13 protein-coding genes are annotated in these 16,922 nt (G+C 31.5%); 3 read left to right on the forward strand and 10 right to left on the reverse strand.

Features of this window, described 5'->3' with window-relative positions:
• The first annotated feature begins 215 nt into the window (after nucleotides 1-215).
• On the forward strand, nucleotides 216-3,734 hold the full coding sequence (locus GM3708_RS18280; protein ID WP_066345559.1) for an EAL domain-containing protein: 3,519 nt from the start codon (nucleotides 216-218) through the stop codon (nucleotides 3,732-3,734).
• A gap of 101 nt (nucleotides 3,735-3,835) precedes the next feature.
• On the opposite strand, the gene rpmA is transcribed toward GM3708_RS18280, so the two are convergent.
• From rpmA to GM3708_RS08430, 4 genes are all read right to left on the reverse strand, one after another.
• Nucleotides 3,836-4,108, reverse strand: a complete 273-nt coding sequence (gene rpmA, locus GM3708_RS08415) for a 50S ribosomal protein L27 (RefSeq protein ID WP_066345560.1) — start codon at nucleotides 4,106-4,108, stop codon at nucleotides 3,836-3,838.
• Between the two features lie 53 nt (nucleotides 4,109-4,161).
• The gene (gene rplU, locus GM3708_RS08420; RefSeq protein ID WP_066345563.1) at nucleotides 4,162-4,539 is read right to left on the reverse strand and encodes a 50S ribosomal protein L21; all 378 of its coding nucleotides are present in this window, start codon (nucleotides 4,537-4,539) and stop codon (nucleotides 4,162-4,164) included.
• A 200-nt stretch (nucleotides 4,540-4,739) separates the two neighbouring features.
• A complete protein-coding gene (locus GM3708_RS08425; RefSeq protein ID WP_066345564.1) occupies nucleotides 4,740-5,375 on the reverse strand; it encodes a class I SAM-dependent methyltransferase in 636 nt (211 codons plus the stop codon).
• Between the two features lie 12 nt (nucleotides 5,376-5,387).
• Nucleotides 5,388-5,681 (reverse strand): hypothetical protein, encoded by a 294-nt coding sequence (locus tag GM3708_RS08430; protein WP_066345566.1) that lies wholly within the window; start codon nucleotides 5,679-5,681, stop codon nucleotides 5,388-5,390.
• Nucleotides 5,682-6,053: 372 nt separating this feature from the next.
• Between GM3708_RS08430 and menD the strand changes: the two genes are divergently transcribed.
• Nucleotides 6,054-7,796: a 2-succinyl-5-enolpyruvyl-6-hydroxy-3-cyclohexene-1-carboxylic-acid synthase gene (gene menD / locus GM3708_RS08435; RefSeq protein ID WP_066345568.1), complete on the forward strand. Its 1,743-nt coding sequence runs from the start codon at nucleotides 6,054-6,056 to the stop codon at nucleotides 7,794-7,796.
• A gap of 282 nt (nucleotides 7,797-8,078) precedes the next feature.
• Here the strand turns inward: menD and GM3708_RS08440 are convergent, their stop codons facing one another.
• From GM3708_RS08440 to pstS, 6 genes are all read right to left on the reverse strand, one after another.
• Nucleotides 8,079-8,936: a hypothetical protein gene (locus GM3708_RS08440; protein WP_066345570.1), complete on the reverse strand. Its 858-nt coding sequence runs from the start codon at nucleotides 8,934-8,936 to the stop codon at nucleotides 8,079-8,081.
• Between the two features lie 125 nt (nucleotides 8,937-9,061).
• A complete protein-coding gene (gene radA / locus GM3708_RS08445) occupies nucleotides 9,062-10,573 on the reverse strand; it encodes a DNA repair protein RadA (RefSeq protein WP_066345571.1) in 1,512 nt (503 codons plus the stop codon).
• A 109-nt stretch (nucleotides 10,574-10,682) separates the two neighbouring features.
• Nucleotides 10,683-11,498, reverse strand: coding sequence for a phosphate ABC transporter ATP-binding protein PstB (gene pstB / locus GM3708_RS08450; RefSeq protein ID WP_066345572.1), 816 nt, complete (start codon nucleotides 11,496-11,498; stop codon nucleotides 10,683-10,685).
• A gap of 74 nt (nucleotides 11,499-11,572) precedes the next feature.
• On the reverse strand, nucleotides 11,573-12,457 hold the full coding sequence (gene pstA, locus GM3708_RS08455) for a phosphate ABC transporter permease PstA (RefSeq protein ID WP_066345573.1): 885 nt from the start codon (nucleotides 12,455-12,457) through the stop codon (nucleotides 11,573-11,575).
• Nucleotides 12,458-12,504: 47 nt separating this feature from the next.
• Nucleotides 12,505-13,467, reverse strand: a complete 963-nt coding sequence (pstC, locus tag GM3708_RS08460; protein ID WP_066345575.1) for a phosphate ABC transporter permease subunit PstC — start codon at nucleotides 13,465-13,467, stop codon at nucleotides 12,505-12,507.
• A 750-nt stretch (nucleotides 13,468-14,217) separates the two neighbouring features.
• Entirely contained in the window at nucleotides 14,218-15,360 is a 1,143-nt protein-coding gene (gene pstS / locus GM3708_RS08465) for a phosphate ABC transporter substrate-binding protein PstS (protein ID WP_066345576.1), read from the reverse strand.
• Between the two features lie 410 nt (nucleotides 15,361-15,770).
• Between pstS and GM3708_RS08470 the strand changes: the two genes are divergently transcribed.
• On the forward strand, nucleotides 15,771-16,811 hold the full coding sequence (locus GM3708_RS08470; RefSeq protein WP_144439299.1) for a PstS family phosphate ABC transporter substrate-binding protein: 1,041 nt from the start codon (nucleotides 15,771-15,773) through the stop codon (nucleotides 16,809-16,811).
• Nucleotides 16,812-16,922: the final 111 nt, after the last annotated feature.

Here is a 16,922-nt window from a genome sequence, read left to right on the forward strand (position 1 = left end):
AATGAATTGTTACTCACAATACTAGACGATTATGCTCTTTTCCCTTATCTTAAGATTAAGTATCGTCACTATTAGCTATCATCCGATATAGTGAAATTTACAGATTTATTTTTTAATCTTTAATTATTCATAAATGATTTAAAGATTGTGATGTATCAGACTAATTCATTTCAAATACATATTATCTTTAAATGTAATTGGGTAGCAGGAGATTTATGGAATCTATTTTTAACAATGTTTCAAACATAAACCATGATTTTCTTCGTCAATTTCATGAATATATTAGTTTATCAGGTAATCTTGATTTTCAGAATATTGATTTAAATTCTATCCATACTCCCATTGCTTTAATAAAAACTAACACCCATCATTTAATTTATGCTAATCAATGTTTTAAAGAAAAATTCAATATAGATGATAATCAACTGATTATACAAAGTAAATTACAAGATTATATTAAACCTTATACTATTGAACAAGTATTTAGTTTACTCAAAGAAAATTCTTATTTATTAATACCAAAAATTTTTCCTTCTCAAGACTTGAATAATTATCAAAATCCGCCTTTAGGAAATTACTTTGAGTTATATAGTTTATCTATCAATCTTGTGACTTGGCAATCAGAAAAAGTTATTGTTGCTATTTTCTATCAATTACTACATAATTCTATTGTGGATTTAAGTCTTCAGTTATCACAATTTTCCTCTTTAATTAATAATTTACCGGCAGTAATTTATCAATGTCGAAATGATCATAATTGGACAATGGAATATATTAGTGATAATTGTTGGGATTTAATAGGTTATAGTGCTTCTGAATTTCGCACCCATCATATTACCTATAACAGTCTAATATATGATCAAGATAAACATTTAGTATGGGAAAAAATTCAAGAAGCGATCGCATCTCGTAGTCTTTTTGAGATAGAATATAGAGTAGTGCATCATTCAGGAGAAATTAAATGGGTATGGGAGCAAGGAAAAGGTATTTATAGTCCTATGGATGAACTACTATATTTAGAAGGATTAATAGTTGATATTAATGATAAATGTAAAAAAGAACAAGAAAAATCATTACTATTGAATATTACCCAAGCCATAACTTCAGCAGTAGATTTTGAAACGGCACTACTATATACTCTCCAAAAAGTATGTCAACTCACTCATTGGGATTTTGGAGAAGCATGGTTGTCAGATAACCAAGGGGAATTTTTTAGTTTTTCTACCGCATGGTTTCCCCCCGAAAAGAATTATCAGCAAGGTGATAACTTATCTTTAACAGAATTTAAACAACAAAGTCAAGATTTTCATTTTTCACAAACTATTGGTTTAACAGGTAAAATTTGGGCGAAGAAAAAGACTATCTGGTTAGAGGAAATTTCTAAATCAAAATGGTTTTTAAGAGCAAAATTAGCTTCAGAATGCGGCTTAAAAACAGGTTTTGGAGTACCTATTATGGCAGGAGAAGAAGTAGTTGCGATACTTATTTTTTTTTCCCGTAATAATTTACCCACAGACAACGATTTATTAGCACTTATCGAAACCGTTGCTTATCAATTAGGCACGGTTTTTAAGCATAAACAAATAGAAATGAGATTGTATCAAAGTCAGCGAGAATTATCGACAATTATAGATTCTACTTCTGGGGTATTTTTTCGCATTAGTTATGATGATAATTGGGGAAAAGATTATATTAGTCAGGGATGTTTAAATTTAACAGGTTATTCTCCTTCCGAATTATTTTTCGAGGATAAAATTGATTTAGCTAAAATTACTTATTCCCTCGATTTACAAAAAGTTTTGTCTGTTATTAATAATAGTATCAATAAAAGAATTAATTACTCAGTAGAATATCGTATTTTTACTAAAGATAATCAAGAAAAATGGGTATGGGAAAAAGGTAGAGGAATCTTTGATAGACAGGGAAAATTATTAGGAATAGAAGGCTTAATTACTGATATAAGTGATAGAAAAGAGATGGAAGAAGCCTTATCTCAAGCAGAAAGTAAATATCGTAATTTTTTTGAAAACGCTATTGAAGGAATTTTTCAAACTACTGCGGAAGGTTATTATTTAAGCGCGAATAAAGCTTTGGCTAAAATATATGGTTATGATACCCCTTTACAATTAATTGAAAATCTTAACGATATTGAAAAATCATTATATTTACAACCAAAAAGACGTCAAGAATTTATCCAATTGTTGGAGAAGAATGAAGCGATTACTAATTTTGAGTCTCAAGTTTATAAACGAGATGGTAGCATTATTTGGATTTCAGAAAATGCACGGGCTGTCAGAAATACTCAAGGGAATTTACTCTATTATGAAGGCACAGTGGAAGATATTACTAAATATAAAGAAGCTCAAGAAAAATTGCATTATCAAGCCTTTTATGATAGTTTAACTCAATTGCCTAATCGAACCAATTTCTTACAAAAACTAAGTAATAGTATTGCTAATTTAATAGAAAACTCTGATTCTAATTATCAGTTTAGTGTTTTATTTTTGGATTGTGATCGTTTTAAAGCTGTTAATGACAGTTTAGGGCACGGTATCGGAGATTTACTATTAATTGCCATTGGAGAAAGATTACAAAATTGTGTCGCAGAAAAAGATTTTGTTGCTAGATTAGGCGGTGACGAATTTACTATTTTATGTGATGAAGTCACGGAGATTAAGGAAATAATTAAATTAGCTGAAAAAATTAATACCGCCTTTCAGCCTCCATTTATTATTAATCAATATCAATTGTTTTGTGGTGTTAGTATTGGCATTTTTTTCAGTAGCAGTATTAATAATGAACAATATAACTTTTTAAATCCAGCACAAATTCTACAATATGCTGACACTGCACTTTATAAAGCAAAATCTCAAAAAAGAGGATATTATCAAGTATTTCAAGGCGAAATGTGCAACGAAGCCTTAGCAGAATTAGAATTAGAAAACGAAATTAGACAAGGTTTAATCGAAGAGGAATTTTTACTTTACTATCAACCAATAGTAGATATTTATAGTGGTGAAATTAAGGGATTTGAAAGTTTAATTCGTTGGAATCATCCCCAAAAAGGATTAATTACCCCTAATCATTTTCTTAATTTAGCCGAAGAAACTGGATTAATTATACCCATCGGTTTCAGTGTTTTGAAACAAGCCTGTCATCAACTAAAACAATGGCAAGAAAAAATAATTAAAGATTCATCTAATTTCAAAAAATTACCTGTATTAAGTATTAATTTATCATGCCAAGAATTTAATACTGAAAATTTTTTAACTCAACTAGATAGTATTCTTGAAGAAACGGGAATTAATCCAGAGTATATTAAATTAGAAATTACAGAAAGTTGTTCTATTTTTCAAGAAGATTTTAATATTGATATTCTACATCAAATTGTTGCTCGTAAAATACAGTTATGGGTAGATGATTTTGGCACAGGATATTCTAGTTTAAGTTATTTACATAAATTACCAATTAATGGTTTAAAACTAGATCGTTTTTTTATTATTGATATTGAAAAAGATTTAGCTAAAGCCAAAATTGTTAAAGCAATTTTATCTTTGGCACAGGATTTGAATTTAGAAGTAATCGCCGAAGGAATTGAAAGCAAGACACAACTAAAAATATTAGAAGAAATAGGATGCAAATTGGGACAAGGTTATTTATTCTCTCGTCCTTTATCTGCTGAAAATGCTTATAATTTTTTTCATTATCCTAGGTGTAATTACAATCAAGAATAACCTTTTCCTGTTTAGTATAATAGGTTATTTCTTGATGTCCAAAAATATTGTTAATTGTTAATTATTCTATTTTTTATTAAATCTAATTCTTTAAATTTAATTTAAGCAGCTTGAATTACTTCTACAGGATAAACGCTAACTTTTTTGCGACTAGCTGTTTTATGCTCAAATTTTACAACTCCTTCAATTAAAGCGAAAAGTGTATCATCTTTGCCAATTCCAACATTATTACCTGGATAAATTTTTGTGCCACGTTGACGAACTAAAATGTTACCAGCTTTAACTGTTTCACCACCGTAACGTTTAACTCCTAGACGTTTAGAATTAGAATCTCTTCCGTTTCTTGTACTACCTGTACCTTTCTTATGTGCCATTAAATGATACTCCTATTCAATTTATTTTATTTGTTAATCTATTGTGCTTAATCTTAAGCCTCAACGGCAACTTCAGCTTCTTTAATTTCTATTTCTTTTTCTGCTAAGACATTATCGCCCAAACTGATAGATTTAATCAATAAACGGCTTAATTCCTGTCTATGCCCTCTTTTTTTACGGGTTTTCTTTTTAGGTTGCATTTTATAAACGATAACCTTTTTTCCCCGACGATGACCAATAATTGTACTGCCTACACTACCACCTTCAACGTAAGGTTGTCCAATATGAATTTGATCATCATGATGAATTAATAATACTTTATCAATAACTAATTCACCGTCTAACTCTACATCAATTCTATCTAAATCATAAAATCTACCCGGCTCAACTTTAAGCTGTTTACCGCAGATTTCAATTACTGCATAAGTCATATTAATTTCCTTTTTATTTACTGCCGTACAGGTAGCAGACTTTTATTTTCCTGCTTTATATAATGTCTTACCTGATCCGAACAAGATTTAAGACACAATCGTTAATTCTACCATGACAGTTAAAATTGTGTCAAGATACTCATTATCTGCCTCATATACGAATAATCAAATTTTGTTCACCCTTTTTGAAATAATTCACCTTAATCTTCAATAAATTTTTGTGCCTGAATGACTTGTAAACTCCCACCAGCATAAAGTTGAGTGTCAAGAATCTTAAAACCAGCCTTCGTCAGTTTAATAGCTACATCCGTTTTTAATAACTGCCATGCCGTTTCTGTTTCAAATAACCACATAAAAACTGTTAGAGGTGGAATAAATAATAAATTTTGCGGTTGATGTAAATCGATGAAAGTAAAAATTCCCTTCGGTTTTAAGACTCGATAAACTTCCTTAAAAATTTCTTCTAACTCTTTTGTCGTCATTTCATGTAAAGCGACGCTAGTATGAATAAAGTCAAAGGAATTGTCACTAAATGGCATTTTTTGAGCAAATCCTTCCACAAATTCTGCTTGATGTACATTTTTTTTCGCTTTTTCTAAAGAAACTACCGATATATCTAAACCTGTTACTTGCTGAGAATAGTTGATTAAAAATTTGGTAGTTTGTCCCGCACCGCAACACAAATCTAGTATTCTACTATCAGGGAGAATATCAAGATTTTTTAAAGCCAATTGTCGAAACTTTTTTTCACCACCCACGGGTATCGCCGCTAATGTCGCAATAGTATCATATAGCCATTGATATTTATAACTTAAAGGACGCAAAAATGTTGCCATTATATAAAATATCTATAATTTAGTAGAAATCGATCGCAAAACATCAGGAATTAAAGTATCATCGTTAAATTCTAACATGGTTTCTCGATAACCTAAATAGCCAGAGTTAGTAAAAAATAATAACATTCGACTCAATGCCACCCAAACCTCGGAAGCAAATTCCCAATTTCCATTCATGGGTGTATAATCACTGATAGATTTTAATGCCCAAAAATAATTATTACGCACAACAGACTTTCCTTTTTGATATTGAGGTAAATCTTCTTTCTCAATGTAAAGAATATCATTTTCTATAAATGCTTTCATATTTTTTTTGATGTCAAAAAAGATTTTTAAAATTTAATTTTTCTCTGGTAAGATGCAAAGGCACAAAAAAGGAGAAGAAAATTTGTTTATTTTTTTATCCATTACTTTCATCTTAAAATGACAATAACAATAATAATAAATAATAATCTTGAATAAAAAGTAACAATAAGCTATAATCTCTTCTGTTTTTATAATTTTACTTATAAATTATTTAATAACAATATTTTTTATATAGCAATCTTTAAATTATCTGTGAATAATTAAAGATTAAAAATAAATATCTACATTTTACTCTCCCTGAAAGCTGATAACTAACAGCTCTAAAAATCTCACATAGTCAGATTGCTATATTAACTTAATTTAATTTTAAAAATGACCTTAAATTTTAGTAATATTAATACTCTTTGGAGTTCGATTATTGTTGAAACTTTAGCTAAATTAGGTTTAAAAGATGCCGTAATAAGCCCAGGTTCAAGATCAACTCCCTTAACCCTTGCGTTTGCTCAAAATAATCTGATTAATTCTATACCCATTTTAGATGAAAGATCGGCTTCTTTTTTTGCTTTAGGGTTATCTAAAAAAAATAAAATTCCTACAGTTTTAGTGTGTACTTCTGGCACGGCTGGTGCTAATTTTTACCCTGCCATTATTGAAGCAAAATATAGTAATATCCCTTTAATTATTTTAACAGCAGATCGTCCTCCTGAATTAAGAAATTGTCATGCAGGACAAACTATTAATCAAGTTAATTTATATGGCAATTATCCTAATTGGTACACAGAATTATCATTACCATCTATAGATTTAGAAAGATTATTTTATCTACGTCAAAATATTGTTTATAGTTGGGAAAAATCTTATTTTCCTTGTGGAGGAATTGTTCATATTAATATACCATTTCGAGAACCTCTAGCCCCCATTTGTGAGTTAGAAATTAGTAAAGAAAAAAAAACTTTTATCTATCAACAATTATTTGCTAATTTTACTCCTATTAATCATAGTTTTGAAAAATATAATCTGGATTTAAGGGAATATTTAAAATTATGGCAAACTTTCTCTAAAGGCATCATTATCGCTGGGGTAGATTCCCCTGATAATCCTCAATTATACTCAGAAGTAATCGCTTTTTTATCTCAATCATTAAATTTTCCTGTTTTGGGTGAGGCTTTATCTCCCGTGAGAAATTTTAGTCACATAAATAATAATTTAATTATTAACTATGATGTGATTTTAAGAAACCCTGAAAATGCAAATAATTTAATACCAAAAATTGTAATTTTGTTCGGTGAATATCCCACCAGTAAACAGTTAAGAAGTTGGTTAACAGAGCATAAAATTAAAACATATATTATTACTATCTTTCACGATAATTTAGATGCTTTGCATAGCAACTCAATTCATCTTAGAATTAATCCAGAAAACTTGATTCAATATTTAAAAAATATTGAGAAAAAAATTTCGTCAACTTATCTTTCTCAATGGTTATCAATTGATGATAAAATAACAATCAATCTTAATCAAATAATAGCTAAAAAAGAAGAAATCTTTGAAGCTAAAGTTCCTTGGATTTTATCTCAATATCTTCCTGAAAAAACACCGATTTTTATCGCTAATAGCATGTCAGTCAGATATGCAGAATTTTTCTGGCAAAAAAATAACCATCAAATACAAACTTATTTTAGTAGAGGTACAAATGGAATTGATGGCACTTTATCTACTGCTTTAGGTATTGCTTATCAAAATAAACCTACTATTTTATTAACAGGAGATTTAGCTCTTTTACATGACACCAATGGTTTTTTAATAAATCAATATTTTGAAGGAAGTTTAACGATTATTTTAATTAATAATAACGGTGGCGGAATTTTTGAAATGTTACCGATAGCTGATTATCAAACTTTATTTGAAAAATATTTCGCAACTCCTCAATTTATTGATTTTGCTAATTTAACTCAAACATATAATGTAAATTATAAACAGATAAATAATTGGCAACAATTGCAATATTTATTAACTAATTTACCAAAAAAGGGTATCAATCTTTGGGAGATAAAAACGAATCGAAAAACTGATACTATTTGGTTAAAAGAAAATTTATTTAATTTGTTAACTTGAGGTAAATAGGGTTTACTATTGATAGTCAGAAAGGTATTAAAATCAAAGGTTTTGACATAATATATCGGTCAAAAAATGCTTTCAGCAAATTTTATTCAAAAACTAGGTAAGTATTATACAGTTACATACTTTAATTTTAACAAGGGGCTTAAGCCCTTTGCCAAACCATTAATAATATTATCTTTTACCTTTTCTCTACCTTAACTAAAAGACTTTTTCAGCACTCCCTAAGTAGTAGTATATGTTTTAATCAGTGGACAATGTCCCTCTTACACAATCTAGTTATCTAAATTTTACCACTGAACCTAATAAATTAATAAATGCACTGCCCCAATGATGGACTTCTAAAAAATTAGCTGATTCTGGGGCGGGTTTGTATAACTTAAATGTCTTCATAATTCCTAAAGTTGCTATACTTTCTAAAGGACCAACAAAACTAATATCTTGATCTAAAAAATAATCTTTTTCTGCCCAATATTTCATCTGTTCATTATTTAAGAAAAAACAGCCAGAATGAGGATTTAATGCCCGGCGAAAAATAACAGGATTATTCATAATTTGTCCTTTTAATTCTGCCTCATCATTTACGTTTTGAAAAGATGCAGTTACTCGATGTAATAAATCACCATCTATATAACATTTTCCTGTGTATTGATTAAGACTTAATTCATAACGATTGGCTTGTAATAATTTTTGATAATCTGTTACTTGATTAAACCAATTTAATTTAGTAAAAAATTGAGCATCTCTAATAATTAGATCATCTTCTAAGTAACAATAATAATCATATTGATCTATCTTTTCTTTTAAAATTTTATGACATTCAAAACCTAGTAATAAAGCTTTAGTATTAGTTTTATAATGTTTAAATAAATCTGAGGGCAAGGGAATTTGATCAATTAAATGATTATCTCCTGTCGTACAAATAAAAATATCTATAGTTGTGTTTGATAAAGTATTAGCAGCAATAGCGATTCTTTCTCCTACTTTTATCATTAATTGTGGTTTTCCGAATAATTGTTGTAAAGATACTATAGAACTTGTTAAGGCTTGTATTCGAGGTTCAGGATTTCGTTGTGAGCCATATTTAGGGTTATTTTCTTGACGAAAAAAATGAGGAATTGTTATTAATATTTTCATAATTTTGTTTTAGGTTAAATTATATCTTTAGAAAAATCAATAACCCACTTTAGACTAAAGTTCAACGCAAATAGCGAAGGTTATCTAAAGATAACTAAAAGTTCTCAAAAATTAGCAGATTTTTCTTAATTCTCATCATTCTCACTTTCATCGTCATTATTCTCCTCATTCATGGGATTGCCAGGCATAGCTACGACAATAGCATCAATGACTTTTGCTACAGTGATAATTTCTAAACCTATATCTGTAGGATATGTTTGTCCTTTAGGCACGATCGCCCGTTTAAAGCCTAATTTTGCCGCTTCTTTTAATCTTAATTCCATTTGCGACACTAAACGCACTTGTCCTCCTAACCCTATTTCTCCGATTAATACAGTACGAGGATCAACTGTACGATCTCGAAAACTAGCTACAATGGAGATCGCCATACCTAAATCCGCTGCTGGTTCTTCCACAGCCAAGCCTCCAACCGAAGCTACATAAGTATCTAACTTGGAAAGGGGAATCCCAACTCTTTTTTCTAATACTGCCAAAATTTGTTGTAACCTATTATAATCAACTCCTGTGGTAGCACGACGAGGTGAAGTGTAACTGGTGGGGCTGACTAATGCTTGTAATTCAACCACAAGGGATCTCGTTCCCTCACAAGATACGATGGTAGCAGTACCTTGGGCTATTTCATCTCGACTGCTTAAAAATAGCTCTGAAGGATTAGAAACTTCATCCAAACCATGATCTACCATTTCAAAAATACCAATTTCATGAGTAGCACCAAAACGATTTTTAACAGATCTTAACAAACGATGGGAAGCATAGCGATCGCCTTCAAAATATAACACCGTATCAACTAAATGCTCTAAAACTCTAGGACCTGCGATCGCTCCTTCTTTGGTAACATGACCAACAATAAAAAGAGTTATGTTTTCTCGTTTTGCTACTTGCATCAATGCTGAAGTACATTCTCTCACCTGAGACACTGATCCGGGGGCAGAATTAAGAGTAGCATAATGAAGGGTTTGAATACTATCAATAATAGCGACTTGAGGTCTTAAAGATTCTAATTCTCGCAAAATTTCCTCTAAATCTGTCTCCGCCAAAATATAAAGATTCGGTTCAAACACATCAGAGTCTGGAATCTGATTATTGCCTAAAGATTCACTAAGATTCTCTTTTGTTACCCCTACCCCCAAACGAGAAGCTCTTAACTTGATTTGTTGTCCTGATTCTTCCGCTGAAACATAAAGAATACGAGGAAAACGGAGGGATAATTGATTTGCGGTTTGTAGCAGTAAAGTAGATTTCCCGATACCGGGATCACCACCTATTAGTACCAAAGAACCAGGTACGATACCACCACCTAAAACCCTGTCTAATTCATGATAACCCGATAACATTCGAGGTTGTTCTTGTTCGGTTATGTCAGAAAATTTGACGGATATTCTTGGTTGTGGAGTGGTAGGTTTTTGATGATGATTACTTTGAGATTGCCAACCAGCACGGGTATTACCATTACCGTTACCATTAAGAATCTGCTCTTCTAAAGTGCCATAAACATTACAACTAGGACATTTACCAAACCACTGGGAAGATTCTGTGGCGCAAGAGCTACAGATATAAACAGTTCTGGTTTTTGCCATAGCATTTCTATGTCCTATTGTTTTATTTTTATATCACAATCTTATCAAAAAAATTTTCTTCATTCATTAAAATTCAGTAACTATTCAGTTTAATCTAATTATTTAATTATTACCCAAATCTACCACTAACATAATCTTTGGTAGATTGCTCTTCAGGGTTACTAAAAATTTTTTCAGTTTTATCAAATTCTACTAAATAACCAACTTTATTACCTTTATTTCCCACTGCTTCAGCATTAAAAAAAGCCGTCATATCAGCTACCCTCGTGGCTTGTTGCATATTATGGGTAACAATGACAATAGTATAATTTTCTTTTAACTCTTGCATTAATTCTTCTATTTTGATGGTAGAAATGGGATCAAGAGCAGAACAAGGTTCATCCATTAATACTACTTCAGGTTGTGCGGCGATCGTTCTTGCAATACATAATCTTTGTTGTTGTCCACCGGATAGAGAAAAACCGCTTTCTCCTAACTTATCTTTCACCTCATCCCATAAAGCTGCACGACGAAGAGAAGTTTCTACTAATTCGTCTAAATCTTCCTTATAACCATTAACTCTTGCACCATAAGCAACATTATCATAAATAGTTTTCGGAAAAGGATTCGGTCTTTGAAACACCATCCCGATACGTTTTCTTACCTCTACAGGATCAATATCTTTTGCGTAGAGATCTTGTCCATGATAGGTTACTTTTCCCTTCAATTTAAAGGAACTAATTAAATCATTGAGACGGTTTAAACATCGCAAAATAGTACTTTTACCACATCCAGACGGACCAATAAAAGCAGTGATTTTATTTTGGGGAATGTTAATATTTACTTCTTTGACAGCTTTATAACTGCCATAAAATATATCTACATCCATTAATTCCATCACTGATGTCCTTAAAAATTCCTCTTCATTCATTAATGATTCTTCCATGATTTTTTTCCTATTTAATAGAATAATTCAATTTTATTACTAATCATAAACTAACAGTAATTACTCATTACTGATTAATACACTTTTCTACGGGTAGCTAAACGAGCAATAATACTGGTAGCTAATACTAAGAATACCAAAATCAATGATCCAGCCCACGCTAATTCTTGTTGTGGTTTAAAAGGTAAAATCGCAAAATTATAAACTAATACAGATAAAGTGGCGATCGGCTCTACTAATCCTTGAGGTGATACATTGGGCCAAAAGTTAGAAAATAGTGCTGTAAAAATTAAAGGAGCAGTTTCTCCCGCCGCCCTTGCAATGGCTAAAGTCACACCAGTAACAATACCGGGCAAAGCCGCAGGAAGAACAATTTGAACGACAGTTTGATAGTTATAAGCACCAACTCCTAAAGCCGCCCAACGAATTTCTTGAGGGACAATTTTTAAAGCTTCATCTGTTGTACGAATAATAGTCGGTAACATCAATACTGCTAAAGCAACACCCCCAGCAATAGCTGAAAAACCGACAATACCGCTTGATACTAATAAACCGAAAGCAAAAATCCCCGCAATAATGGAAGGAACACCGCTAAGTACATTAGTAGCAAATCGAATACTGGTAGCAAACTTATTACCGTGACTAAATTCTGAGAGATAAACCGCTGTCAATACTCCAATAGGTACTGCCAAAATTACAGCGATACCAACCACAACAAGAGTTCCAATAATCGCATTGGCTAAACCTCCTTCATCCAAACCTGGTGGAGGTGGTAATTGAGTAAATAAATCAATATTGAGACGACTAAAGCCCTGTACAAATACGAAGAAAAGTACTGCTATTAATGGGATTAAGGTAAGAATCATACACAACCCACTCAATGCCGTCATTATTGTTCCTAGTATAACCCTCGGACTAGAAGATTTCTTTTTTAAACTGCCTATTGTAGTAGTAATCATACAAATTAATTTTTAATATAGATTATAGAAGCAATAATTATTCATTGTTATTCGTATTTTGCCTTGACTTGGTTAACGATATATTCAGCAAGAATATTGACAATTAAAGTTAGTAACATTAACACTAAACCTGCATACATCAAAGCCGAAATTTGTAACCCACTGGCTTCAGCAAATTGGTTCGCAATTAAAGAAGCGATTGTGTTGGCAGGATCTAAAATAGAAATACTTAAACGGTTAGAGTTACCAATAATCATCGTCGCCGCCATAGTTTCACCCATAGCACGACCTAAGGCTAACATGATGCCCCCCATAATGCCAGAAATTGCCGCAGGAATTAAAACTCTAAAAATTGTTTCCCAACGGGTTGCACCTAATCCTAAAGAGGCTTGACGTAAATCAGGAGGTAAAGAAGCTAAAGAGTCACGGGAAATGGCGATAATAATCGGTAAAATCATTATAGATAACACAATCCCCGCAGGTAACATACTAGGTCCAGCTGGAGTAGTGCTAAATAAAGGAAACCAACCAAAATTGTCATGAAGCCAAGTACCAAAAACGGTAGTAATTGGGATTAAAACAAAAATACCCCATAAGCCATAAACCACACTAGGAATGGCAGCTAATAACTCGACTAAAAAAACTAAAACTGTGCGAATTTGTTCGGGAATAAAGTCTTCACTTAAAAAAATTGCTGCCCCAACTCCTAAAGGAATGGCAACGATAAGAGCAATTAATGAACTTACCATTGTTCCATAAATTACCGCAATCACACCATATTGATCGGTGACAGGATTCCAATTACTATTAGTAAAAAAACTAAAATTAAATTGTTTGATCGCAGGAAAAGCACCAACGGCAATAATAACTGCTATACTGATTAGAATTAGACCAATACTAAGGGCGAAAGCAAAGGTTAGCCATTTGAAGCCATTATCTAAGGTTTTTTCTAAGGGTGATCTCTCCCCCATCATGAGATTATCTGTGTTAGAAGAATCGGACTGTGTCATCTTAATTTTAGTTATACTTTTATTAGTATCAACACAATTAAAAAAATTGTTATTTACTTATTAATTGTGGTTTCGATTTTCAATATAATTTTTTGTAGCAATTGTTACTAGATTAACACTAATCAGTGTTTACACTTAAAGAAAAATTTATCAAAATAGTTGATTTTCCTCTTTCCTTACTGAGTTTACAAATTGCTCTTTATAACCTAGACCATGAAGGTTAAATTTTAGTTAACAGTGATGGTTAAATCTGGACTAATTTGATCTGTTACTTTTGCAAAGGTTTCAATAAGGTTTTATTGAATCATGGCTTTTATAGTGATCGCCTTATTAAGATTAAGATAAAAATTTTCTCTTGGAAGATTAAGATAAAAATTTTCTTTTGGAAGATTAATAATATTTACTAAATATTTAGTAAATACTCACGTTTTACCCGTACTCACAGATTGATTATTAACTTGTAATTGAGACCGTAAAGGATTTAGTAATACAAACTAATTTTGAGACGAAGGAGCTGGAAAATTCGCCCCAGCACCCAGAATAGTAAGATTATTTTCTAAAAAAAGTAGAAAACAGAAACATCACCGTCTGTTGTGACTTCTCCCTATTTTGATTATTATGACAGGCATTTAAACTAAAAGCAAAAGTAAAGAGAACTAGAAATTTGATTAATTGACCTTGGATGATGATCATGATTTTTTTAGATTAAGTGAATTTCTTTCTCTAAACCTAAAGCGAAAAGATTAAATTCTAATCAACATTAATGGTGAAATCGGGAGATATTTGATCGGCGGTAGCAGCAACCTTTTGCACTACAGTAAAAGGTAAAGGTACATATCCTAATGCTGGTGCTACTTTTTGACCTTCCGTTAAGGCATATTGAATCATTGCTTCCATGGCGATCGCTTTATTTGGATCATCATATTTAGGAAAAGCCAAAATCCAAGTATAGGTAACGATAGGGTATGATGTCTCACCTTCAGGATCAGTAATAAAAGCACGTAAATTTTCGGGTAACTCCACGTTAGCTAAAGTTTCCGAAGCCGCTTCATCTGTAGGAGGAATAAATTGTCCTGCTTTATTTTGAATAGCCGCCATAGCTAATTTATTATTTTTAGCATAACCATACTCTACATAACCGATAGCCCCTTCATTTTGCATAATGGTAGCTGTTACCCCTTCATTTCCTTTTCCACCGAGGAATGTACCGCCATTGGGTCCCCATTGAACGGTTTTACCTTCTCCTACCTTCGTTTTCCAATCTTCACTGATAGCCGATAAATGTTTTGTAAGCACTCCTGTTGTACCACTGCCATCAGAACGATGTATAAAAATAATAGGCTTATCAGGTAACGTTAAATCTGGATTATCAGCGACAATTTTAGGATCATTCCACTTAGTTATTTTTCCTAAAGCAATATCCACATAGGTTTGCCTACTTAACTTTAAACCTTCCACACCGGGCAAGTTATATGCAAAAACGATCGAACCAGCAGTAACAGGTAACATTAAAACACCTTTACTCACTTTTGCAATTTCATCATCTTTCATCGCGGTGTCACTAGCACCAAAATCTACAGTTCCAGCAGTAAACTGTTCCACTCCAGCACCACTACCTACTGATTGATAATTTACTTGTAACTTCGGTACTTTTTGATTTAACGCCACAAACCAGTTTTGATACAAAGGAGCGGGAAAACTAGCACCAGCACCGGTTAAAGCGACAGTATTTTCAAAAGGTACGGTTAAAGTACCAGTTTCAGTTTCTCCTGTACCTTCGGGTGTTGTACCTTCAGTTGTGGGAGTTTCACCACCACCACAAGCCGTTAAACTTAAAGCTAAAACTAAGACCGATAAAGATTCTGCTAGTTTATTTTTACTTTTAATTATCATATTTAGAAATATTATTTTTATTTTTAGACTGCTTCGGATTTAATAATAATATAAATTAGACTTTTTTTAGGTAAAGAAAAGATTAAGAACTTAAATTTTTATAAAATATCCAGACTATTTTTTCTAAATATTATAAACTTATAAATATCAAATATTCAAATTAATGACCTAAATAGTTAATACGAATAAGGTTAAGAATAAATTAAAGAATTTTATTTTAAATTAATATATAATTTAGTCAAATCTAGCTAAAAATTAAATTAAAATACTCACTCTTTATAATTAATAGTAATTATTTAGATACTGATTTTTATTAATAATATTTATTAGTAAGGTTATAGAACTAATATTTATTGAATTTTATTATTATTTATAATAAACTCTTATTTTAAAATATTAACAAATTATTTATGATGAATAATAAATCATTGTTAAAAGGAAAAATTTTGTTATCAGCAGTTATTTTATCAACATTATCTGCTTGTGGTAGCACAAAAAATCAAGAATCAAAAAATATAATAGTAGATGGTTCAAGTACTGTGTTTCCTATTACTAATTTAATTGTGGAAAAATTCAATGCCTCCAATAAAGAAAACATTGAAGCAGAATCTAATTTTTCAGGCTCAATTGGTGGATTTAGAAAATTTTGTCAAGGTGAAACAGACATAAATAATTCTTCTGTACCTATTCCTCAAACCTTTATGACACAATGTAAAAAGAATGGGGTTGCCTATATCGAGTTACCCGTTGCTTTTGATGCTTTAACGGTGGTAACTAATCCTGCTAATGATTGGGCAAAAACCATCACCGTAGAAGAATTAAAAACTATGTGGCAACCATCGGCAGAAAATAAGATTACTCGTTGGAATCAAGTTAATAATCAATGGGCAGATAAGCCATTAAATTTATTTGGTGCAGATAGAGATTCTGGTACATTTGAATATTTTACAGTGGCTATCATTGGCGAAGAAAATAGTCGGAATGATTATGTATTTAGCGAAGATGACAATACACTGGTTCAAGGTGTAATACAAGATCCTAACGCCCTTGGCTATTTTGGTTATGCTTACTATTCGAAACATAAAGACAAGTTACAACCAGTAGCCGTTGATAGTGGTAGCGGTGGAATTTTACCCTCCGATGAAACCATCAAAAATAATAGCTATCGCCCTTTAACTCGTCCTTTATTTATCTATGTTAACGCCAAAAAAGCCCAAGAAAATAAAGCCTTAGCTAAGTTTGTCACTTTCTATTTAGATAATGCTTCTCAAATTGTTCATAAAGTGGGTTATTTACCATTACCAGATTCAGCTTATAAAGTTGCCTTAATTCATTTTAATAAAAATCAAGTCGGCACAGTATTTAATGGTAAACCCGAACTTAATGCGACTATAAATGAATTACTAAATAGAACTTATGCGGCGGAAGGTAAAGAAGGCTATGTATTTTAAACCTCAAAAGTAATTAGACTTTTCAGTGGGTAAAATTTGATAAGCTAAGACGCATTTAACTTACCTGAGTTCGAGAGAAGAAAAACGGTGAAGACGAGACAGGTAGAGAAG

Origin of the sequence: Geminocystis sp. NIES-3708 (assembly GCF_001548095.1) — a bacterium.
In the GTDB taxonomy this organism is placed as follows: Bacteria; Cyanobacteriota; Cyanobacteriia; order Cyanobacteriales; family Cyanobacteriaceae; genus Geminocystis.